The sequence below is a fragment of the Fibrobacter sp. UWB4 genome, from assembly GCF_002210345.1.
Lineage (GTDB): Bacteria > Fibrobacterota > Fibrobacteria > Fibrobacterales > Fibrobacteraceae > Fibrobacter.
The window spans coordinates 149,439-168,988 of the sequence record NZ_MWQI01000008.1; the positions used below are offsets into that span (position 1 = coordinate 149,439).

Consider the following 19,550-nt stretch of genomic DNA (forward strand, 5'->3'; position numbering starts at 1 on the left):
CATATTCACTTATATCAGCAGTCCAATTATCTTGCAAACACAGCGGGCGTTATTCGCATATCATAAATGCTTTATCGCATTTTTTGCCTTCTTTGTATTTCACAAGTTCATTATTAAAATCACTTTCAATTATTAGGCAAGTATTACGATCAACGACTTGTATGTTCAATGAGCCATTCGGCGTAAGTTCAAAAAAGCTTCCATCATCAAACGAAACCTTAATGACTGATGATGAAATACTTTTTTGGGGATTCGGATAAGGTTTGCGAAGAATGTTGTCGTCACAACTATCTGGTATATTCAAAGCTATGCTATAATAAATTACTTTATCAAACAATCTTTTAGATAAAGACAGCTTATAAACACCACCATCATCCAGCATAAATAAATCACCCGCAAAACGCCCCATTGTGGGTTTGTGAAAATGATTTCTTAAATAATTTTTTCGATTTAACTCATAATCTACAAGTTTTTTGAAATCTTTTTTATTGATATCTTTTGCCGTAAAATTTCCCATCTCTTTTATCAATTCTGCTTCTGTTCGATACACAACAAAATCATGATTGAAATCTACAATGCTATCGACTTCATATAAAACTGAATCTGATAATCTGACAAAGAACAGCACGTCAGGAAAGATTGAACGATATAAGAGTGCGTGGTCATCATCTAGGAATTCCGCATAGATGACGGTCGTATCCCTATATTTAATTTGTTCAATTTTGTCATACAATATGGATGATAATACGTAGTAAGAATAACCATATTCCTTCCACCATTTTGTACTTACATTGAATACTGCTGACGATGGAGTAAACTCGGCAAATTTTTCGCTACCTTTTGGGAAAATAAGATCTCTCTTTGTCGGGCGTTCAAAGTCTATTTCATGTTCTTCAAAATAAACAATACTGTCCCCCCGCATAAAGAGCCATACTTTTGTAAGTTCAAGATGTCTTCTAAACTTTTGATGAATTACTTGATTAATTTCTTCATCTGTCATATTATATTCAAAAACATACATCCTATCCCATTCATAAGGAGTCAACATCGGAATAGATATGATGCAATTCAGGGAGTCCTTGCATTCCTTTTCGATGACATCTCTGGCAAGAGCTTTTATCGTAGTTGAATTGTCGCTACAATTAGACAGAGTTGCCAACAGCACGACAAGGCACAACGGCGCAAGCAGAAGAAGGATTTTAATCCACTTCCGTTGGGTTGGGTAAGTTTCTTTTTCATTCATAATCAACCATGATAATAAGGGAGTACGTAAAACATTCTTGCCATAGTAACTACAATCCAAAACATATACACGATTTTAGTCGCCATTTTCTTGGAGATGCCAATTTTCGCGAATTTCAAACTTATCAAAGAGATTCCCAATAGGAATGTACTTAAAAAACATGACACAAAAATAAAGCAGGCACAATCGTCATCAGTCTGCAAAGAGAGAGCGTCAGGAGGGCCCCAGTCATACGGGCGCAGCGGAATAAGCAACGCTAGAGACGTGAGAACAAGAGAACTCAAAGAGGAGGCAACTGCAAGGACACCGAAAAAAATTTTTATGACTGTAGGCCTATTCATATCAACAATCCCATTTTCTTGCAGACGCGGCGGGCGTAGCGGATGTTTGATGGGTCAACGTTCCATATAATATATCCATCAACGGATGAATCTATTTTACCCATCCGTTCATCTTCTTTGATTTTACTAATCAGAGAGTCTTGGACATGGGCGGAATTCAAAATATTGACTGTATAGACATCCTTCAAGAAACCTTCACAAACTTTTTTAGAGTCGCCGGTTTGCCAAGCAGAGCTTCCTCGCGATGCATGGATACACTTGCTCTGACAATTCCAAACTTCACAAACATAGCCGTAATCAACAATGAACGTATTCTTCAAATAATTGACGAATTTTGGAATTTCGGAGTCTTCAAAGCGAATCGTTAAACTATTGTAAGTAGAAGGAGCCCCGTTGAAAATGCTTATCAGAGGATTCCAAGGATCATTAGGATTTTCTATCCAAGCACTGACCATTGATTTTAAATTTGCTTTCGAGATGGATTTTGCAGCAAATTTTTTATATCCATAGTATATCTTGGTAAGACAGTGATATCGACGAGGCTTTAACGCAATTGTTGGATATGCACAAATCGCATTAAATAAATCAATTGAAATTTCAAAGGATTTGTCAAAATTTTTCAATATTAGATATTGACTTTTTTTACTGAATAACCATTCGATTATCCAATCAAAGAAAAACGCTTTTATCGCGATTATTATCAGCATTATTATCCCAAAGGCAATTCTGAATGGGTTTTTACTTATTTTCTTCTTTGCTTTTTTGTTCATTCACGTTCACCATTTTAACAACAATTGCACAGGTAAAAGAAAGATTTCGATCCGCATCCTTTGAGATTGACTATGTTGTCATACACCCAATTTTGCATAAGAGAATATACTCTATTCTTTTCGTTTGTACAACCAAACGGGGTAGAAGGGAGCCCAAAAACCAGCCTATTCCACGGGCAGGGTCAAGATAGAAACGGACTTACGCCCCACATGGTAATAAGCCAAAAAGATTTTTCCGTCCCTTATGTCAAGACGGTACACACTCGCTTCCGCAGACACGCGTTCCTGTTTCCACGTTTGTCCACCATCGGTACTATAAAGCAGGGCAAAATTATCGGTAAACCAGACTCCATCACTAACGACAGTTGCAAAGACATCGCCTTTTACAAGGAAATCCTGCATCCAAAGACATTGCGTACCCTTGCTGCCATAGCTCGTTTCGTGCCGCTGTTGAGCCTTCCCGTCTTCTATCCGATAAACGAGCACCCGGTTTCCCGAAGAACCGAGTATCCAGCTTTTGTCATTCCGGGCAAAAATCGGAAGAGTACTTTCCACGAAATCACCCGCAAACACCCTTTCCCCATTTTCCAACTTGTATTTCGGTCCCCCATCCGGAACCGAATCGTTCACGCGAACAATACGAACCTTGCGATAATCCCGATATTTACCAATGGAATCCCACGTCATATAGTCCTCACCCGACACATAAACCGCATTGAAGTCGGCATCACGTTCGTAGGACTCGAGAATCATATGGTCATCCATGGAATAGAACATTGCAATCGACGTCAAGCTCCTGATTTCGCTTTTTGTCCAGGTGGCACCCCCATCGTATGTTCCAAGAACTGCGGGGAGTTGCTCTATGATACCATACGAACCGAATAAAAAAAGCGAATCGGGTCCCCGCACAACCATTTCTTCAATATGAAAGTCCTCGAATTCCGCAGGATAGACCGTCTTTTCGCGAAAGGCCTTCGAAGAGGAATCCTTATATGACGCATAAGCGAAAAAAACGACGCCAAGCAGCATCAAGACAAAGAATGGTGTAACGAAAATTGTAATGACGATGTTTCTCGTTTTCATAAAAGCTTTAGCCATTCTAATTCAATCGCATTATTCTACCCTACAGTCCTTTCAAATACAACGCCATAAAACGGTCATAAACGATGTAGCCCTCTTGAGTTTTCATCACGAATTCTTGCGACAAAAGCATATCAATGGCACGGCTAATACTGCTAACATTTTTCAGGTGATACTTTTGCACAAAGGCTGATGAATTTATAGCCTTAGCACAGCCTTCTTTCGCAATCGCGATGAGCAACTGGCATTGATTGCGTGTAAGCAAGGCGATCAGCCTCTGATAAATTTCCTTTTCTGATTCGACAATAGCTGCGATACACAGTTCCACATCTGCAATTTCTATAGTTGCAAGTGCAGTTTCGTACAGGCGATTCAACACGCGTTGCATATACCAAGTATGCCCATCAAATTTATGATAGAGTTCGCCGAAGATTTCTTTGGACAATTTGATGGAGTTTTTCGACATCCATTTTTTTGCAAATGCATAGTAATGGTCTTCGGAAATCGCCGTTAAATTGAAAATCTCCGTACTGCGGTAAAACGGATGTGACACTGAGCCAAACATTTCCGTCATCAAGTGCTGTTTGCTACCAGAGAAAATAAAATGGACGTTCGGGCAAAACTGGATGTACGAACGAAGCAGTGCTTCAACGCCTTCATCCTTATATTCTGCAATCTGCTGGAATTCATCAATGGCGATGTAACATTCTTGCTTCGATTGCTTAAGGTAGGCAAAAATTTCTGCCAATGTATTCTTTGTTTCTTGCGGAGCAAATTCAATAGACGGCTGCGGATTGCCAGAAACCGGATCTGTTGACAGAACTACTTTAAAACTTTTGAATAGCGACAAGGCCGTTTTTGCAGCCTTCTTTCCAAACGAATCTAATTTTCCGACAACAGCCGTACCTAAGTTGTGAACGAAATCATCCAGCGATTTCGTCGGGAAAATGTCGATATAGAAGCAAGCTGCATCTTTTTCATCTTTCTGTATAACATTGAAAATATGGTATATCAGCCCTGTTTTGCCCATACGTCGTGGAGAAAGCAATGTAATATTACGCCCATTACGGAGAGCCGACAGAATGTACTTGGTCTCTTCGACACGGTCACAGAAGTATTCAGGACCATTATACCCATAAAGAAGGAACGGATTAATATTCATACTCTAAATATAATCAAATTTCGCAAAATGCGTAACGCAAAATGCGAAATTTTTCATATAACGAGTCTGTAGTAGAAATGCCACAGGCTCCTTCGACTACGCTCAGGATGACACTTCTGGCAGCATAGATCCTTCAGCCGTTGGCTTCAGGATGACAATGCCTTAAGATCCTCGCCTTCGCGAGGATGACGAGATAAATTCGCGAGGATGACAATGTAAAAATTATTTCTTGTCACGGATGCGGGCGTAGAGGGCTTCAGCTTTTTCGGTATCGCCTGCGTTCGAGAATATGTGGCCAACGTTTTCAGCACCGATGCGGCCCTGAGAATTACCAGCACGCCAAGCCTTCATGTAACATTCAAACGCTTCGTCATAGCGCTTTTGCGTAAAGTAAATTTGTCCCAAGTCGAGATTCAAGTCAGCAATCCCTTTCTTGTGGCGGAGGCCTTCTTCAAGCGTGAAAATTGCCATCCACGGGGATTCATTCTTGACATACATCTGCGCAAGATAACGGCGAGCGGAAACGTTTTCGGGATCCATCATGATGCCGTTTTCCATTTCGTTCAAGGCGAGCCGCGTAGAATCCATGCTGCGGTAGTAATACGAGAGCGTGTAATGCACGTCAGCGCCAGCAGTCGCTGTCATCTGGAGCGCGTTTTTGAGCGTCTTCACGGCGTATTCGTAATCGCCAAGCTTTTCATAAACTTCGGCAAGGCCGTACCAAGCATCCATGCGATCCGGGTTTAGCGCTAGCGCACGTTCAAAATGCTTTTGCGCAAGCGTCCAGTCGCTGCCTTTCATATAACATTCCGCAAGGGCAAAATGGATGTGGTCCGTTTCCGTCCCGAGTTCAATCGCACGGTTGTAGGCGACAATCGCATCGCTCGGAGATTCAGCGAGGTAGTACAAATCGCCGAGAAGCATCCAAGCCTTCACAAAGTCCGGGAGGAGTTCAACGGTGCGCTTGTACGCAACCATCGCGACTTCTTTTTTGCCAAGTTGCACAAGGGCATTGCCCAAGTTGAACCACGCGAACGGCTCGTAACGGCCATCGTCAATAGCGGCACGGTAATACTTCACCGATTCCTTGTAACGCCCCTGGTCGTAAAGCTCGTTCGCCTTGAAGAAGAAATCATCCGCAGCATGCAACGGGAGTGCAAGGAAAAAGAGCAGTAGGAAGTAGACAGTAGGAAGTAGGAAGAGCTTCTTTGCGAAAGAAATAGGAGATTCCCGATCGAGTCGGGAATGACAGTCACACAAAGAGTTCCCAAATTTGTAATTAAAATTACTTAACAAAACGGAACTCCTTTGTAGCTTTTTGTGCTACTGGGAAGCCGCGTAACTGCGCCGGAGAGAACTTCCACTGGCGAATAGCCTTGAGCGCTTCGATATCAAAGCCATAGCCTGCCGGGTCCTGCGTCAGCACCTGAGCCTGAGCCACGTCACCGTTCACATCAATCACAATAAACACTTTCACGTAACCCGAGACGCCCATTTTCTTGGCGCGGTCCGGGAACTTCGGCTGGATTTCACGCAACACCTGCGCCTGTTCATCCACTTCGCCAGCCTCGTAAATTACGTTTTCCATCGAACCAGCATCCACGGCAACGCCATCGCCAGCGGCACCACGAGCAAGCGACAAATCCATCTGGAAATTCTGGCTACGGGATACACCCATGTGCGCCGAAACCTTGAACGTGTTCGGAGTCGCCACCGTACGAATGACTTTCTGCTTCACTTCGGGCTTTTTCTCACTCACGAGGACTTCAACTTCGGTCACTTCTTCGAGAACTTTTTCGGACTTTTCGCCTTTATCGAAGAACAACACGTTGATGACCGGGATCGCAAGGAAGAACACAGCGCCCACGACAAACGAGAGCACAAACGCCACCGGGAATCGGAAATATTTCGCACAAAAATCAAGCATAAGCAGTAGGAAGTTAGAAGTCGGAAGTAGGAAGTAAGACTCACTGTCTACTGCCTACCGTCTACTGTCTACTAAATTCACTCCTCCTTATTCGCGGAGATGGAGACTTTTCTCACCTTCGCCAAATTACATTCATCGAGGATATCAACCACGACTCCGTTGGGGGCGTCACGGTCGCTCACGATAATCACCGGGCGGTCCGGCGCTTCGGCCATCATCTGGCGGAGCACGGTCTGCAAAGTCGAGAGGTTCACCTGCGTCTCGTTGATGTGGATGGTCCCCTGACGGGTAACACCAATCAAAATGCTTTCCTTCGCAAGTTCCTTTGCGGTACTCGCCTTCGGCTTCGTCACATCCACGCCCGTTTCGCGCGTGAACGTCGAGGTCACGATGAAGAAGATCAAAAGGATGAACACCATGTCGAGCATCGGAGAGACATCAATGCCTCCACCGCTTCTCGAACGTTTACGGATAAAACTCATTCAACCTCCTTGGCAAAGCAACGTTCTTCGAACTTGAGCGCTTCGCTCCAGGCAAAATCACCAATAGAATCTACTCGTCTTTCGAGATAGTTATAAACGAGCATCAGCGGGAACGCAACAAGCAAGCCCGCCTGCGTCGTGAGGAGCGCTTCGGAAATACCGTCCGCCAAGAGCACCGGATTTCCAAAGCCAAATTGCTTAATCGTCTCGAACGTATGCACCATGCCAGAGACCGTTCCCAGAAGTCCGAGGAGCGGAGCAATCGAGGCACAAGTTACAATCGTCTTGAGCGACTTGGAAAGGCTTACGTCCAGTTCGTGACGCGTCGCGAGCATCGCATTGCGCACAGCCACAGGGCCATCTTTACGGTACTTCCGCACGTTTTCGACCAGAGCCAAGAAGTAGCCAAAGCGGCGCTTGCGGAGTTTTGCAAAAGCAGCCTCCTCGCCCACCGTGTCCAAGTCCTTGAAAAACTTCGAGGTCGAAGTGCCCTTCAGCATAAAATAATAGCCGTATCGTTCAAACATCAAGAACCAGCCCAGCCACCCAATCAGGAATAGCGGGAGCAACACCCAACCGCCGCGCAGCAGGATGCTCATGGTCGCTTCGATGACGGAATATTCGTCCATTACTTTTCCTTAATCCAGATAGCGTTGAGGACGGCAAGGCCCGTCTTTTCCATGCGGGTACGGACAGAATCCGAGATGTTCACGAGGAGCGTGTGCAAGAGCTGGAGCGGGATAGCCACGATAAGGCCAGCTTCCGTCGTCACGAGGGCGATGGAAATACCGCCAGCCAAAAGCTTCGGGTCGCTCGTGCCATGCATGGTGATGACATTGAAAAGTTCAATCATACCCATAACGGTACCCAAGAGACCGAGGAGCGGAGCCGTCGAGGCAAACACGGAAATCCAGCTGAGTCCCATTTCGAGCTTGGGCACTTCGCCTGCGAACAGGACTTCGAGAGACTTTTCGGCACTCGCACGGTCCTTGAAATTCTTGCCAAGCACGGAGCGCAACACCTTGCCCACTTCGCCATGAGCCCTCTGGGATTCAGCAGTTGCAAGACGGAGGTCGCGATTCGCGAGAGCCTTTACCGCATTGCGAGCACCACGGCCACCAAAGCCGAGGACAAGGAGCCAAACGAGGCGCACGAGGAAAATGATAAGGCCGAGGATAAAGAGCGTTGCGATCGGGTACATCAGGATGCCGCCGTTATGGAAGAATTCAGCAAAGTCTTCTTTCCACGTGGTTTCCTGATGGTTTGCAAGTTCACTCGAAAGTTCGGTGCTGAGGAGGACATCGACCGGCACCATCACGAAAGCAGAATCGTTAGCGCTAGCAAAAGCCTTCGCCACGTCCTTGCGCGTTTCGGGAGAGAGATTTTCTTGCCAGCTATAGACGCGCTTCTTTTCGCCTGCCACCGGGAGCATCAAAGCCGAGGGGTGGAAACCGTTCACGTCGGTAACCTTCGCCATCTGCATAGCAAAGAGGCCGCCCAAGCGCATGCGATCGCCTTCGGCAACCGAGCTACCGAACATGAGGTCCGCCTTTTCGGTGCGGACTTCACGCGTAAACTTCATCTCTTTCTTGGCGACTTCGAGCATCGAGCGGGCAATGCGGAGCGGGTCATCGCGGTAAAGGCCCATTTCCTTCTTGACCTTGTTCTGCGCTTCGACGCGATCGGCAACCTTGAACGGCACGCCCTGTTCCTGGAACTTGGCTAGCATTTCCAAGCGTTCCGGACCTGCAGCGAGCGAGAGGTATTCGGCACGGGCCTTTTCGGCCTGGAGCTTGACCTGGGCCAAGTCTTCACGGGCGACACGCACGTCTTCGAGCAAGCGGGTGCGTTCGGACATCAAGGCGTCTACGCGTTCCTTGCCGAGCTGATACTTTTCATTGAAGAGTTCACGTTCCTTGTTGAACGTTTCGCGGTCCTTCCAGCGGGCGGCGACAGCCATGTCGCGCTTGCGGCGGGCTTCTTCGAGGTCAGCCTTAGCGCTGTTGAGTTCGGCGCGTTTCTTGACGGCATCGACGGTTACGTTCTGCTGAGCATGAGAAGAAGGAGCGAGAAGCAAAACTAAGACGAGAGGCGAGAGACGAGAGACGAGAGATAAACGCCTCAAAAAACCGCTACTAGAAGACACTCTTTCGTCTTTCGTCTGAAGGGGCGAAGCACCGTTCTTTCGTCTAAACATTAGTTAGCCTCCTTCGGGAAAGATACTGGGATAGTCACAAGTCTTGGAGCGGTCTTGCCTTCGGCGACCTTCATCACGTCCTTGAGGACCGTGCGCATCGTGAGGTCTTCGGAGACGTTCTTCCAGGAGTAGCCGAGGCCGTTACGAGTGAGGAACAAAACATCGTTACCGTCATTGCTGACAAAAATCGAGGCAACAGCACCGTAGCGCAAATACGTTCCAGCCACGTTGCGAGCGTCCACCTGCAAGAAGCCCTTCCAAACTTCGGTGGTGTAACCCAGGCGGATGCGGTCGTAAAAGACTTCCATCGTGCGGTTCAAAGCATCGTCCGTTTCGATTAGGCCCTTGTGCAACATGCTTGCGATTTCCTGGATATTCTTGACGGCTTCGTCCGTGCGGTACGGGAAATCCGATTCAAAGAACGGCACGAGAGAATCGATGACCGTCGCAAGAGAATCAGCGTACTTCGTCTTGCGGTTTTCGAAGTAGCGGATCGAACCGTTCGTCTTCGCGCGGGCCGCTGAAATTTTCTTGAGTTCGACCTTGAGCGAATCGATTTCGGCTTTCAAGGACTTGTTCTGGGCCGAGAGGTTCTGCACCTTTTTGCGACCGACTTCAACGAATTCGGCATGGCGCTTCTTTTCGGCTTCGTGCATAGATTTTTCGCGAGCGGTTTCGGCCTCGACCGTCTTGATTTGGCGACGAACGCTTTCTACCGTTTCCTGGGCCACGGCAAAAACGCCAGAAAGCCCCAGACACAACAATACTTTAGGAAGGAATGAAAATTTCATGTGCATAAAATACAAAGATGTTTGACTAAAAAATTTAGGATTTTGTCAAAAACAACGTAAAATCGAGATTTTTAGCATATAATCAATATTTAAAGCTTTAAAAAGCAACGAAAACTTCATGCGGGCGGGGCCCCAGCTCGGAGTTGCGAAGGCCGCACGGGCCCCTCCCTGCACCCTCCCCATCCTTGGCCGACGCTTTATTCTCTCAACGACTTCCTATTATCTTTTTTTGAATAATAATCCCGCTTTCACAGAATAAAAAACTACTTAATCGCCATTCAGCAGTCGTTTCATGTCAGCGGGGTATGCGTGGCTTTCGAAGGTGCGGGGTTCTTTCCAGTACGGGAGCTGGAGTTCAACCTTGTATGCAAAAAGCATCTGGTTGTGGGCGCCAAGCACCTTGATATCTTCGTCGGTGAGTTCTCCGCCCTGCGCAAGCTTCTGGTAAAATTCACCATCGCGGTAATACAGGCGGTCCCCCACGATCGGGAAGCCCATCTCGGCAAGATGCGCACGAATCTGGTGCTTACGCCCCGTGATGAGTTCTGCTTCGACTAGCGAAAGTTCCGGAGCAATTTCCGGGCAATCCAGATGGCGCAAAAGCTTAAAGCGCGTAAAGCACTCCTTGCCATCTTCGCGGTGGTGCATGCGCAAACGGATCATGTCTTCCGGGTCTTCGCGCAAAGGCATGTGGCATTCCACATCGCCTTCCGGGAACTTTCCACGCACGACCGCGAGGTAGAACTTGCGGAGCAAAATGCGGTCGAGATTCTTCTGGAAGCGGGCCGCCGTTTCGCCATACCTTGCAAACAAGATAAGTCCGCCCGTATCGCGGTCCAGGCGGTGCATCGGCGTCGCCGTCTCGGAATCAAATTCTCGGCGGATAATCGCCGCAAAAGTGTTGTAGAAAATGCGGCCCGTATGGTGCACAGGTACGCCTGCCGGCTTTGCGACTAGAATAAATTCATCGTCTTCAAAGACCGTTTCAAAATCGGTCGGCACTTCAGGTTCGCTGTAGTTTTCGACATGGTAAACGACCTTGTCGCCACGATGCGCGACAGTCTCCACATTGGCCGTAGCCCCGTTAATCGTCACAAGCCCGCGCGTCAGGCGGTCCACCCAGTCTTCTCGGCTGTGGTACGTGAAGCGGTCACAGAGGGAATCGAGCAAAAGGCGACCTTCGTATTCCGGTCGCACCTCGCTTTCAAAGAACATATCTGACGGAGCCTTGCCCATTTTATTCCCTGTACAAATCGTGCTTGATGATGTAATCGTAAACGGACTGTTCCAGCCCCTGCGGACACACACTGCGGTTCAGCAAAAGCGACCTGCGAATGGCAGTGCTAGAATAAACGCCGTTAAATCCCTGCTCCGGCCCAAGCCAGTAAAGCGGTGCATAACCGTTTCGCTTATGCTGTTCCATATCCGGCTGCGGGTAGCCGTTGCGGGCAAAGACAATCAGTTCGATATCGCGGAGCAGCAAATGGCCGTTGTAGTTCGTGCCGTAAAAGTTCAAGGGGTCGCGCCAATGCGGGATGCCTTCGTAGGTATCGGCACCCGTGAGCAAGCGGAAATTGATATCCGGGAATTTTTCCTTGAGGCTCATCAAGAACACGTACGAACCGCGGTAATCGCCCTGTTCAATTTCCAAGTCCGAAAGGAACAAGCGCTTGTCGCCCGAGAATGCAAGTTCGAGCATCGCAAAGCGGTCTTCTGGCGAAGCGTTCAGCTGCTTGTCCCAGCGGTCAGGACTCGGCATAAACCAGACTTCATCACAGAAACCACGGTCCAAACAAGTTCTCGCCACACGCATGTGGTCTTTATGGACCGGATCAAACGCACCACCCAAAACAGCAACATTCTTCATTACGCAACTCACAAGCAATTACAGATTAATAGACGAACACGGAGAATCCAAGATTCATCTGCCAGCGCCCGCCCGAAACATCCTTATCAAGGAACGGATCATAATGTTCAAGCACCCAGTGATAACCGATATCGAGCGTCAAGAAGGTCCTTGAAAAAACAACCCAGAAAGTACCAAAGCCGGCACTCCATTCATTCCAGGCAATATCGCCATTTTCGCTCAAAGCGCTCACTCTGGAATACGACCCCGTCAAATAAAATTCGCTCAAAAGATGTGCGCCGATATCGACACTAAAGTCAGAAGTTTTCACTTCGTTTTTATTGTCATCACTATCCTTTTCTTCGTAGCTCGAAAATCCATAACCCAAGCGTACAAAGGCAAGTCCCGGCATCCAGGCCCCGATCATCGGCTTGATCTGGCAAACGCCAACACCGTGACCATCACCAACTCCAGCCCCGGAGCCGATCCCCAAAGAACCGCCCAAAAAGAGCGGCCATTGCATACTCGGCCCTGTTCCAGCAGAGCTTTGCCCTAGCGGATTGGAAATCGTAGGCGTATTCGCAGCCGGGACTCTTTGAGCAAAAGAGGCCGTCACGCTCAACAGCACGACCACAGCGACAAGCAGGAAACGATTCAAAAAAATATTCTTCATATTAGAAAACCAGGATCAAGGCAAAAGCAACACCCATAACCGCATTAAAAAGAGCATCGTATTTTGAAATCAGATAGTTCCTTTTAGAAAGCGACCTGTCGTGCAAAAGCTCAATCAACATTTTATCGGAAAGAAACAAAGTCAAGAGCAACTTGATCACGAGCAAGGCCACAAGCCAAACCACAATATCCGAAAGATAGATCAGAACGGAATAGCCAATAGACAGCACACTGGACAATAGAAGATTGGACCTTCTCAAATCAGCGTCTGTTGCAGCATTGTCCTTAGCCAGCCTCAAAAACTCGCCCGCTTTTTCGGAGACCGTTTTAAAGCTTGCACAAAATTCGGAAATGTTATAGCCCATCATGACAATCGATGCGATGAGCGCAATTTTCACAACGTAATCAGACATAAATTTACTTTCCTGAATTCAAAATTCGCACATAACTAGCATAGCGCGCTTCAGATATTTTTCCCGATTCAACAGCGGCGCGCACGGCGCAACCCGGCTCCTTGAGGTGCTTGCAGTTGCTAAACTTGCACGTAAAATGGTCATCTTCAAAAAATCCCGGGAAAATCTTGGCGAGCGTTTCGGGTTCCATGTCCATAAGGCCGATGCTACGGATCCCCGGCGTGTCGATCACATAGCCACCACCCGGAAAATCGAACAAGCTCGAAGAAGTCGTCGTATGGCGGCCCTTGCCATCGCGTTCGCGGACATCTCCCGTACGCAGTTCAGCATGGGGCACAAGCTCATTGATAAGCGTTGACTTTCCGACGCCGCTCATGCCGCTAAAGACAGAAGACTTTCCGACGAGTTCATTGCGCAAGACCTCGAGACCATCCCCACTTTTAACGCTCACGGGAATCACCTTGTCCACGATTTTCATGAAGTCGCGGATATCGCTCGAAAGATCGGCTTCGCCGTTCGGCAGCAAGTCCATCTTGGTGAGCACGAGCACAAACGGCAAGTCGTTCAAGTTTGCAGCAAGCAAAAAGCGGTCCATGAATCCGTAGTTGAATTCCGGCTGCGTCACGCTCGCGACAATCACGACCTGGTCGATGTTTGCGGCAAGCGTCTGCTGCTTGTAGAAGCTGTCACGCGGGCCCGGGCGCTTGAGTTCGCTCTTTCGCGGGAGCACACGCACAACGCAATACTTCTGCGAACCGACACCGTCGCCTTCGTCATCGCCATCGTTCACTAGCCCGAGCAAAACGCGGTCGCCCACGGCCGGGAATTCCCCGAGTGTTTTGGACGTCGTCGCACGGTACATGGCTGTAACAGTAGACGGTAGGAAGTCGGAAGTAGGAAGGTTGTCATGCCCGCCTTGAGCTCTTTGATCACTTAGTGCTTTAGCACTTATGTGAGCATGATCCGCGTATGGGGAGGGCACCTCCTTCTCGTCTAATCTCACTTCGCAGGTGCGGCGGTGGACTTCGAGCACAAGCCCTTCCACGCAATTTTCTTCGCCGATGTTTTCGACCGGATTCTTGATGCGCTTGATTTTTGCCTTTTTAAATTCGCGGCTGAAACGTTCCTTGATTGGGCGTTCATCAACGACTCCCGATTCCAATTCACGCATCACGTCGATACGGCGGCTTCTGTGTTCGCGCCTTGACGTGCGGACACTCTTCAATGGAGCTTCATTTTCGTCGGAATCAAAATCGTTATTTCGCATCTTTCTTCAATTTAGAAAGTTTTTCGACTTCGAGTTCCCGCGCTTCTTCCAATTCCTCTTCAGTCACAGGGCGGCCACGGCGAATCGATTCCATCAAGAAATGAATCGCCTTCAGGCGGCCATTGCACTTTTCGATGCAATTGTCGTAAAAACCTTTCGTTTTCCAGTCACTTTCGGGAATATGTTCCGAGGCGTACAGAAAATGTTCGACGCAAATAGAAAGCTGTTCCGCTTCCTTCCTCAAATCTTCCAGATTACTCTTCGTAAAAAAAGGCATAGTATAAAGATAGAAATTAGTAGACGGTAGGAAGTTGGAAGTAGGAAGAAGAAAGATATTGGCAAGGTATGGAACCAACAGATGTACTTTTCCGCACATTTAAGGACATTTTAAAGACAAGACTCTTTTCGCAAACGCATTATTTGTCTATTATTCAGTCGTAATCGAAGGGAAAATCAATGATTTCCACATTCAGCATGCTCGTTAAAATGACCCGTCCGGTAAACATCGTGATTGCAGCAATCACGCTTGTTGTAGGCTACATGCTTTTACAGCATTACCCTGCCGTTCCAGTTTTGATTTTGCAGATGCTCGGGTTTGCAACAGCTATTGGCTTTGCCAACATCCAAAACGACATCCTTGATTTCGAAAGCGACAAGCTGAACCGTCCAGAACGCCCTCTCGTAACAGGCAAGGTCTCCGTAAAGACCGCTCGTAGAGCTTGCTACGCTCTCGCCGTCATCATGCTCCTCTGCGGAATTGGCGACAGCATCTTTCAGAACATACAGTTCATCGAAATCGTCAAAGACCCAGCACTCGCGCAGGAATTCGGATGGATGGGTACAGTCATCCTGTCGTTCCCGGTGTGGTTTTTCGCATTACTCGGCGCACTCCTCATCGCCTACAACCGCAAGCTCAAACGCTCCCCCATATTCAAGAACATAACCGTAGCATTCCTTTGCACAACGCCCCTGCTTTACGCCGTGCAGCACTTCTTCAATTTTTCACTGACCGCAAACCCAGAAGAATACATGTGGGCCATCATCCCCGCCATTCCGTTTGCATTCCTGCTGACCACAGCACGGGAAATTTACAAGGATCTCGAAGACACGACTGGAGACCTCAAAGCAGGCATCATGACGTTCCCGCTCGTCGCCGGAGACAATGTCGCCAGACGGCTTGCCGCAAACATCATCATATTCACGTGGATATCGCTCCCGGTTCCCGTGTTCTTCCTGGACAAGCTCTTTGGGCACAATTATCCGCCGGTTTTCCTTGCCATAACGCTGGTGACACTAACCCCATGCTTTGTCGTCGCCATCTTGAGCGCCCACCGCAAGAATTACCGTCGGGCACAATCCGTTACAAAGATTGCAATGTTCCTCGGGCTTTTGGCACTGATGATTTGCATTCTGCTTCCATCCTAGATTTACATTTTATGTAAATCTTTACATTTTTAGTTTTACAATTCCTGTAATACACCTGGCAAAAACCGCAATTTTCGCCATTGGCACATATTTTGCTAATCCGCGGCGTCCGCTTCCCGGCTTGCACCCGTTTCGGTGAGCTAAGGCCCTCGAGGCAAGGGAGGCTCCACTTCAAAGAGGCGTTATGCTCGAAGAATTGCATGAAGAATGCGGCGTCATCAGTATTTATAACGGTGACAATGTTGCCCGCAATGTAGCCATGGGACTTTACGCATTGCAGCACCGCGGCCAGGAAAGTGCCGGGTTCGCTGTTTCTGACGGAGACAAAGTCCGAGTCCGCAAGTCCATGGGTCTGGTTTCCACCCTTTTAAGAGATTACAACATCGACGAACTGCAAGGTTTTGCAGGCATTGGCCATGTGCGTTACAGCACCACAGGTGCCTCCACCCTCGCGAACGCTCAGCCGATTTTGATCAGCTGCAAGTGGGGACAAATCGCAGTCGCCCACAACGGGAACATCACAAACGCTCCCGAACTCCGCGCCGAGATGGAAGCCGACGGCCACATTTTCCAGACCACATCCGATTCTGAAATTCTCCTGCACGAAATCGCCCGCACCAAGGCGGACACTCTAGGCGAAGCCATCAAGATCGCCATTACTAAATTTACCGGCAGCTTCTGCCTCGTATTCTTAAGCAAAGACACGATGTACGTCGCCCGCGACGGTTACGGCTTTAGGCCTCTCTCAATTGCCCGCATGGGGAAATCCTGGTGCGTCGCCAGCGAAACCTGCGCATTCGACTTGCTCGGCGCAAACTACGTTCGCGACATCCAGCCCGGCGAATTCCTGACCATTACCAAGAACGGTCTCCATTCCGAACGCTTTACGCAAAAAGACCGCCTCGCCCACTGCATTTTCGAATACATCTACTTCAGCCGTCCGGACTCCAAGATTTTCGAGCAGAGCTGCGACAAGATTCGCCGCAAGATGGGCAAGCAGCTCGCCAAGGAATGCCCCGTCGATGCCGACATCGTTATTTCTGTGCCAGATAGCGCGACCACAGCCGCGCTCGGTTACGCACAAGCTAGCGGCATCCGTTTTGAAATTGGACTTTTGAGAAACCATTACGTGGGCCGTACATTCATTGACCCGACGCAAAACGTGCGCGAACAGAAAGTCCGCTTAAAGTTCAACCCGATTGAAGGTGTGCTTAAGAACAAACGCGTTTGCGTTGTCGAAGACTCCATCGTCCGTGGCACAACGCTTCGCATCCTCTCCAGAATGCTCCGCGATGCGGGCGCCCTCGAAGTGCACATCCGCATTGCATCGCCTCCGGTCGCACACCCGTGCTTCTTCGGGATGGACTTCCCGAGCCAGGGCGAACTTGCCGCAAGCTCCATGACTCCCGACGAAATCGCCAAGATGCTCGGCGTAGAAAGCCTCGGTTACCTGAGCGTCGAAGGCATGAAGAACTGCACCGGCGAAGGCGAAAACTACTGCGCCGCCTGCTTTGACAACTGCTACCCCGACTACATCGGCGCCCACGCCGAAAAGACGAGATGCGGATAGACGAAAAATTTGACTGGACCCTTCCGCCTACGGCGTCAGGGTGACGGAGAAGCGGATTCCGGCATGACAGCAACAAAAAAAACGCCCCGAAGGGCGTTTTTTTATGCGTTTTCGAAAGTCCAGCGGATATGGTCATCAAGGAGGTCGTGCGCGTCAAACGCAAGGCCAAAGCAATCCCTGATTTTCTGAACGTCATAGAGCATCGGTTCTTCACCCCAGCCCATGTCCGCTTCAACAATCTTGGATGTGCAACCCGGCTTGAGGGCAATCATCTTCTGCGCGATTTCCTTCCAGCTGATCCATTCAGAGCCGAGACCCAAGAAGATTTCTTCGTTGTAGTCGGACTCCAGCAATTTCATATAAATTTCAGCCTGCTGCGAAGCATGGATAAACTGTGTACCGTCGTTCTTGATGATATTGATATCGCGGTTTTCCTTGACGGCGTATGCCATTTCAAAGAAGCGGCGGTCCGGCTGCGAGCAGCCATCGGGGAACGCCGGATTACCGAACGTGTAGCCCGGACGAATGATATTGCGCTTCATCTTGACTTCGGGGAACTGGCTCCCATAGCCGTGGCTAAAGCCAAGCACGTAAGCTTCGCCCGCAGCCTTTGTGGCGCCGTACAAATCAATCGGCAAATTGCTCGTGGTTTCGCGCATTTCGGAACGCACACGGCCCATAGCCGAAGTGCTGCTCGTCATGATGAACTTTTCACAGCCTGCACGGGCGGACATTTCCAGAAGCGCAATCGTTGCACGGGTATCGTTCATGAGCATGGCGCTCGGCGTATCGCCCCAGCCAAGAGCTACGTGAATGCATGCATCGCAGCCAATCAAGCCTTCGCCCATTTTTTCGAAATCTGTCAGAGCGGCTTCGACAAACGACACATTCGGATTAGCCCTTAATGTCGGCACCTTGTTCGGGTGGCGCGTTGCAACAACAACTTCATGCCCCTTTTCCAAGAGGGCCTTGACCACATAATGACCAATAAAGCCGGTTCCACCCGTTACAAAGACTCGCATAAGAACTCCTTTTTAACACCTATTTTTTTCAATATAGATTTTGTCACCTCAATTCGGCAAGATTCATAAAAATTTATTTGCTGATTTAGGGAGCTTTTCAGGTAGTTTTTAAGGATTTTAACATTGCGATTTCTACCAGCTATCAACTAATAACTATTGACCAACAACTATTGACCAATAACTAATTTACTAGATTAAATCACGGAAAAATTCTAGTGAGGTTTTTATGTCCCGTTTACGCGTTTTGGTATTGATGGGCGGTCCATCTACCGAACATGATGTTTCTGTCGTTAGCGGTACTGGCGTTGTGCGCGCCATGGATCCGGAAAAGTACAATATCCACCCGGTGCTCATCGACAAGGACGGCACCTGGCACTGGTCTTCCCGTGAACTTTCTCCGTACCAGAAGGCAAATTTCTCAGAAAACTATTTCCACAGCCTCGAAGGCACGGCAGCGAACAAGAAGAAATCCCCGGCACTTTCGGAGCTCCCGTCAGCGGACATCGCATTCCTCGCCCTCCATGGCAAGTGGGGCGAAGACGGCCACATCCAGGCCATGCTCGAAAACTGGAACATTCCGTACACGGGTTGCGGCCTTTTGGCATCTGCTCTCGCCATGGACAAGATCAAGTCCAAAGAAATCTACCGTGCAAATGGTATCCCGACTCCGCCTTACCGCGTGATCTGGAAACACAACTTTACCGGCGACACGCTCGTAAGCGTTGCCGACGAACTCGGATTCCCGCTTGTGATCAAGGACCCGCTGGGAGGCTCTTCTATCGGTATCGGCATCGCGAAGAACATTGACGAAGCCGGCAAGATTGCCCAGGACTTGTTCAAAGATTCCAACCGTCTGCTCTGCGAAAAGTTCATCGCCGGTGGCGAAGCCAGCTGCGGTTACATCGAAGGTGAAAAGCCCTTGCCGCCGACGGAAATGCGCATGACGACCCGCGAATATTTCGACTTCGAAGCGAAGTACAACGGCGAATGCCAGGAAGTCACGCCGGCCGAATTTGCACCGGAACTCACGGCCCGCATCCAGGAACTTGTGAAAAACGCCCACTACGCTTTGGGTGGCGCCGGCTACAGCCGCACGGATGTGCGCATCACGAAGGATGGCGAACTCTTTGCGATCGAGACGAATACGCTCCCGGGCATGACCCCGACATCGCTGTTACCGCAACAAGCAGCCTGCATTGGCATCACCTACAGCCAGCTCATCGACCTCATCATCGACAAGAGCTTGGAGATTAAGCGGTAGGCCGCTTCGCGGCAGTTCTGAGTTAAAAGTTACTAGTTACTAGATAAATTCTAGCATCACTAGTAACTAGTAACTACGAAC

20 protein-coding genes are annotated in these 19,550 nt (G+C 48.8%); 3 read left to right on the forward strand and 17 right to left on the reverse strand.

Going from position 1 to position 19,550, the window contains the following annotated elements:
- Positions 1 to 49: 49 nt before the first annotated feature.
- From B7990_RS12135 to B7990_RS12215, 16 genes are all read right to left on the reverse strand, one after another.
- Positions 50 to 1,243, reverse strand: coding sequence for a hypothetical protein (locus B7990_RS12135; protein ID WP_141099278.1), 1,194 nt, complete (start codon positions 1,241 to 1,243; stop codon positions 50 to 52).
- 337 nt (positions 1,244 to 1,580) lie between these two features.
- Positions 1,581 to 2,354: a hypothetical protein gene (locus tag B7990_RS12145; RefSeq protein WP_088641188.1), complete on the reverse strand. Its 774-nt coding sequence runs from the start codon at positions 2,352 to 2,354 to the stop codon at positions 1,581 to 1,583.
- Positions 2,355 to 2,519: 165 nt separating this feature from the next.
- On the reverse strand, positions 2,520 to 3,437 hold the full coding sequence (locus B7990_RS12150) for a hypothetical protein (RefSeq protein ID WP_141099279.1): 918 nt from the start codon (positions 3,435 to 3,437) through the stop codon (positions 2,520 to 2,522).
- A 40-nt stretch (positions 3,438 to 3,477) separates the two neighbouring features.
- Positions 3,478 to 4,596, reverse strand: a complete 1,119-nt coding sequence (locus B7990_RS12155; RefSeq protein ID WP_176407319.1) for an ATP-binding protein — start codon at positions 4,594 to 4,596, stop codon at positions 3,478 to 3,480.
- A gap of 222 nt (positions 4,597 to 4,818) precedes the next feature.
- Entirely contained in the window at positions 4,819 to 5,745 is a 927-nt protein-coding gene (locus B7990_RS12160; protein WP_254917516.1) for a lipopolysaccharide assembly protein LapB, read from the reverse strand.
- 136 nt (positions 5,746 to 5,881) lie between these two features.
- A complete protein-coding gene (locus B7990_RS12165; RefSeq protein ID WP_088641191.1) occupies positions 5,882 to 6,523 on the reverse strand; it encodes an energy transducer TonB in 642 nt (213 codons plus the stop codon).
- Between the two features lie 77 nt (positions 6,524 to 6,600).
- Positions 6,601 to 7,005, reverse strand: coding sequence for a biopolymer transporter ExbD (locus B7990_RS12170; RefSeq protein WP_012819885.1), 405 nt, complete (start codon positions 7,003 to 7,005; stop codon positions 6,601 to 6,603).
- Positions 7,002 to 7,634 carry a MotA/TolQ/ExbB proton channel family protein gene (locus B7990_RS12175; RefSeq protein WP_088629171.1) on the reverse strand — a complete coding sequence of 211 codons (633 nt, stop codon included), beginning with the start codon at positions 7,632 to 7,634 and terminating at the stop codon, positions 7,002 to 7,004. Before B7990_RS12175 ends, B7990_RS12170 begins: the two co-directional genes overlap by 4 nt.
- Positions 7,634 to 9,202, reverse strand: coding sequence for a MotA/TolQ/ExbB proton channel family protein (locus B7990_RS12180; RefSeq protein WP_088641192.1), 1,569 nt, complete (start codon positions 9,200 to 9,202; stop codon positions 7,634 to 7,636). Before B7990_RS12180 ends, B7990_RS12175 begins: the two co-directional genes overlap by 1 nt.
- Positions 9,202 to 9,993 carry a DUF3450 family protein gene (locus tag B7990_RS12185; RefSeq protein WP_254917517.1) on the reverse strand — a complete coding sequence of 264 codons (792 nt, stop codon included), beginning with the start codon at positions 9,991 to 9,993 and terminating at the stop codon, positions 9,202 to 9,204. Before B7990_RS12185 ends, B7990_RS12180 begins: the two co-directional genes overlap by 1 nt.
- 267 nt (positions 9,994 to 10,260) lie before the next feature.
- Complete coding sequence (locus B7990_RS12190) at positions 10,261 to 11,229, reverse strand: RluA family pseudouridine synthase (RefSeq protein ID WP_088641194.1); 969 nt, start codon at positions 11,227 to 11,229, stop codon at positions 10,261 to 10,263.
- A gap of 1 nt (position 11,230) precedes the next feature.
- Complete coding sequence (locus B7990_RS12195) at positions 11,231 to 11,860, reverse strand: nicotinate-nicotinamide nucleotide adenylyltransferase (RefSeq protein ID WP_088641195.1); 630 nt, start codon at positions 11,858 to 11,860, stop codon at positions 11,231 to 11,233.
- Between the two features lie 25 nt (positions 11,861 to 11,885).
- Positions 11,886 to 12,512 (reverse strand): hypothetical protein, encoded by a 627-nt coding sequence (locus tag B7990_RS12200; protein WP_254917518.1) that lies wholly within the window; start codon positions 12,510 to 12,512, stop codon positions 11,886 to 11,888.
- A 1-nt stretch (position 12,513) separates the two neighbouring features.
- Complete coding sequence (locus B7990_RS12205) at positions 12,514 to 12,924, reverse strand: hypothetical protein (protein WP_088641196.1); 411 nt, start codon at positions 12,922 to 12,924, stop codon at positions 12,514 to 12,516.
- A gap of 4 nt (positions 12,925 to 12,928) precedes the next feature.
- Positions 12,929 to 14,191 carry a ribosome small subunit-dependent GTPase A gene (gene rsgA / locus B7990_RS12210; protein WP_088641197.1) on the reverse strand — a complete coding sequence of 421 codons (1,263 nt, stop codon included), beginning with the start codon at positions 14,189 to 14,191 and terminating at the stop codon, positions 12,929 to 12,931.
- Positions 14,181 to 14,468: a hypothetical protein gene (locus tag B7990_RS12215; RefSeq protein WP_088641198.1), complete on the reverse strand. Its 288-nt coding sequence runs from the start codon at positions 14,466 to 14,468 to the stop codon at positions 14,181 to 14,183. Before B7990_RS12215 ends, rsgA begins: the two co-directional genes overlap by 11 nt.
- Before the next feature lie 179 nt (positions 14,469 to 14,647).
- On the opposite strand from B7990_RS12215, the gene B7990_RS12220 reads away from it, so the two are divergent.
- Positions 14,648 to 15,616 (forward strand): geranylgeranylglycerol-phosphate geranylgeranyltransferase, encoded by a 969-nt coding sequence (locus B7990_RS12220; RefSeq protein ID WP_088641199.1) that lies wholly within the window; start codon positions 14,648 to 14,650, stop codon positions 15,614 to 15,616.
- A gap of 184 nt (positions 15,617 to 15,800) precedes the next feature.
- Entirely contained in the window at positions 15,801 to 17,186 is a 1,386-nt protein-coding gene (gene purF, locus B7990_RS12225; protein WP_088641200.1) for an amidophosphoribosyltransferase, read from the forward strand.
- A gap of 101 nt (positions 17,187 to 17,287) precedes the next feature.
- On the opposite strand, the gene B7990_RS12230 is transcribed toward purF, so the two are convergent.
- A complete protein-coding gene (locus B7990_RS12230) occupies positions 17,288 to 18,208 on the reverse strand; it encodes an NAD(P)-dependent oxidoreductase (RefSeq protein WP_088641201.1) in 921 nt (306 codons plus the stop codon).
- 226 nt (positions 18,209 to 18,434) lie between these two features.
- Here B7990_RS12230 and B7990_RS12235 point away from each other — a divergent pair, with 226 nt between their 5' ends.
- A complete protein-coding gene (locus B7990_RS12235) occupies positions 18,435 to 19,469 on the forward strand; it encodes a D-alanine--D-alanine ligase (RefSeq protein WP_088641202.1) in 1,035 nt (344 codons plus the stop codon).
- Positions 19,470 to 19,550: the final 81 nt, after the last annotated feature.

Excerpts from the sequence above, each read along its gene's own strand:
- B7990_RS12135 (WP_141099278.1), bottom strand. The coding sequence starts at position 1,243 with ATGAATGAAAAAGAAACTTACCCAACCCAACGGAAGTGGATTAAAATC.
- B7990_RS12145 (WP_088641188.1), bottom strand. The coding sequence starts at position 2,354 with ATGAACAAAAAAGCAAAGAAGAAAATAAGTAAAAACCCATTCAGAATT.
- B7990_RS12150 (WP_141099279.1), bottom strand. The coding sequence starts at position 3,437 with ATGAAAACGAGAAACATCGTCATTACAATTTTCGTTACACCATTCTTT.
- B7990_RS12155 (WP_176407319.1), bottom strand. The coding sequence starts at position 4,596 with ATGAATATTAATCCGTTCCTTCTTTATGGGTATAATGGTCCTGAATAC.
- B7990_RS12165 (WP_088641191.1), bottom strand. The coding sequence starts at position 6,523 with ATGCTTGATTTTTGTGCGAAATATTTCCGATTCCCGGTGGCGTTTGTG.
- B7990_RS12170 (WP_012819885.1), bottom strand. The coding sequence starts at position 7,005 with ATGAGTTTTATCCGTAAACGTTCGAGAAGCGGTGGAGGCATTGATGTC.
- B7990_RS12175 (WP_088629171.1), bottom strand. The coding sequence starts at position 7,634 with ATGGACGAATATTCCGTCATCGAAGCGACCATGAGCATCCTGCTGCGC.
- B7990_RS12180 (WP_088641192.1), bottom strand. The coding sequence starts at position 9,202 with ATGTTTAGACGAAAGAACGGTGCTTCGCCCCTTCAGACGAAAGACGAA.
- B7990_RS12185 (WP_254917517.1), bottom strand. The coding sequence starts at position 9,993 with ATGAAATTTTCATTCCTTCCTAAAGTATTGTTGTGTCTGGGGCTTTCT.
- B7990_RS12190 (WP_088641194.1), bottom strand. The coding sequence starts at position 11,229 with ATGGGCAAGGCTCCGTCAGATATGTTCTTTGAAAGCGAGGTGCGACCG.
- B7990_RS12195 (WP_088641195.1), bottom strand. The coding sequence starts at position 11,860 with ATGAAGAATGTTGCTGTTTTGGGTGGTGCGTTTGATCCGGTCCATAAA.
- B7990_RS12200 (WP_254917518.1), bottom strand. The coding sequence starts at position 12,512 with ATGAAGAATATTTTTTTGAATCGTTTCCTGCTTGTCGCTGTGGTCGTG.
- B7990_RS12205 (WP_088641196.1), bottom strand. The coding sequence starts at position 12,924 with ATGTCTGATTACGTTGTGAAAATTGCGCTCATCGCATCGATTGTCATG.
- rsgA (WP_088641197.1), bottom strand. The coding sequence starts at position 14,191 with ATGCGAAATAACGATTTTGATTCCGACGAAAATGAAGCTCCATTGAAG.
- B7990_RS12215 (WP_088641198.1), bottom strand. The coding sequence starts at position 14,468 with ATGCCTTTTTTTACGAAGAGTAATCTGGAAGATTTGAGGAAGGAAGCG.
- B7990_RS12220 (WP_088641199.1), top strand. The coding sequence starts at position 14,648 with ATGATTTCCACATTCAGCATGCTCGTTAAAATGACCCGTCCGGTAAAC.
- purF (WP_088641200.1), top strand. The coding sequence starts at position 15,801 with ATGCTCGAAGAATTGCATGAAGAATGCGGCGTCATCAGTATTTATAAC.
- B7990_RS12230 (WP_088641201.1), bottom strand. The coding sequence starts at position 18,208 with ATGCGAGTCTTTGTAACGGGTGGAACCGGCTTTATTGGTCATTATGTG.
- B7990_RS12235 (WP_088641202.1), top strand. The coding sequence starts at position 18,435 with ATGTCCCGTTTACGCGTTTTGGTATTGATGGGCGGTCCATCTACCGAA.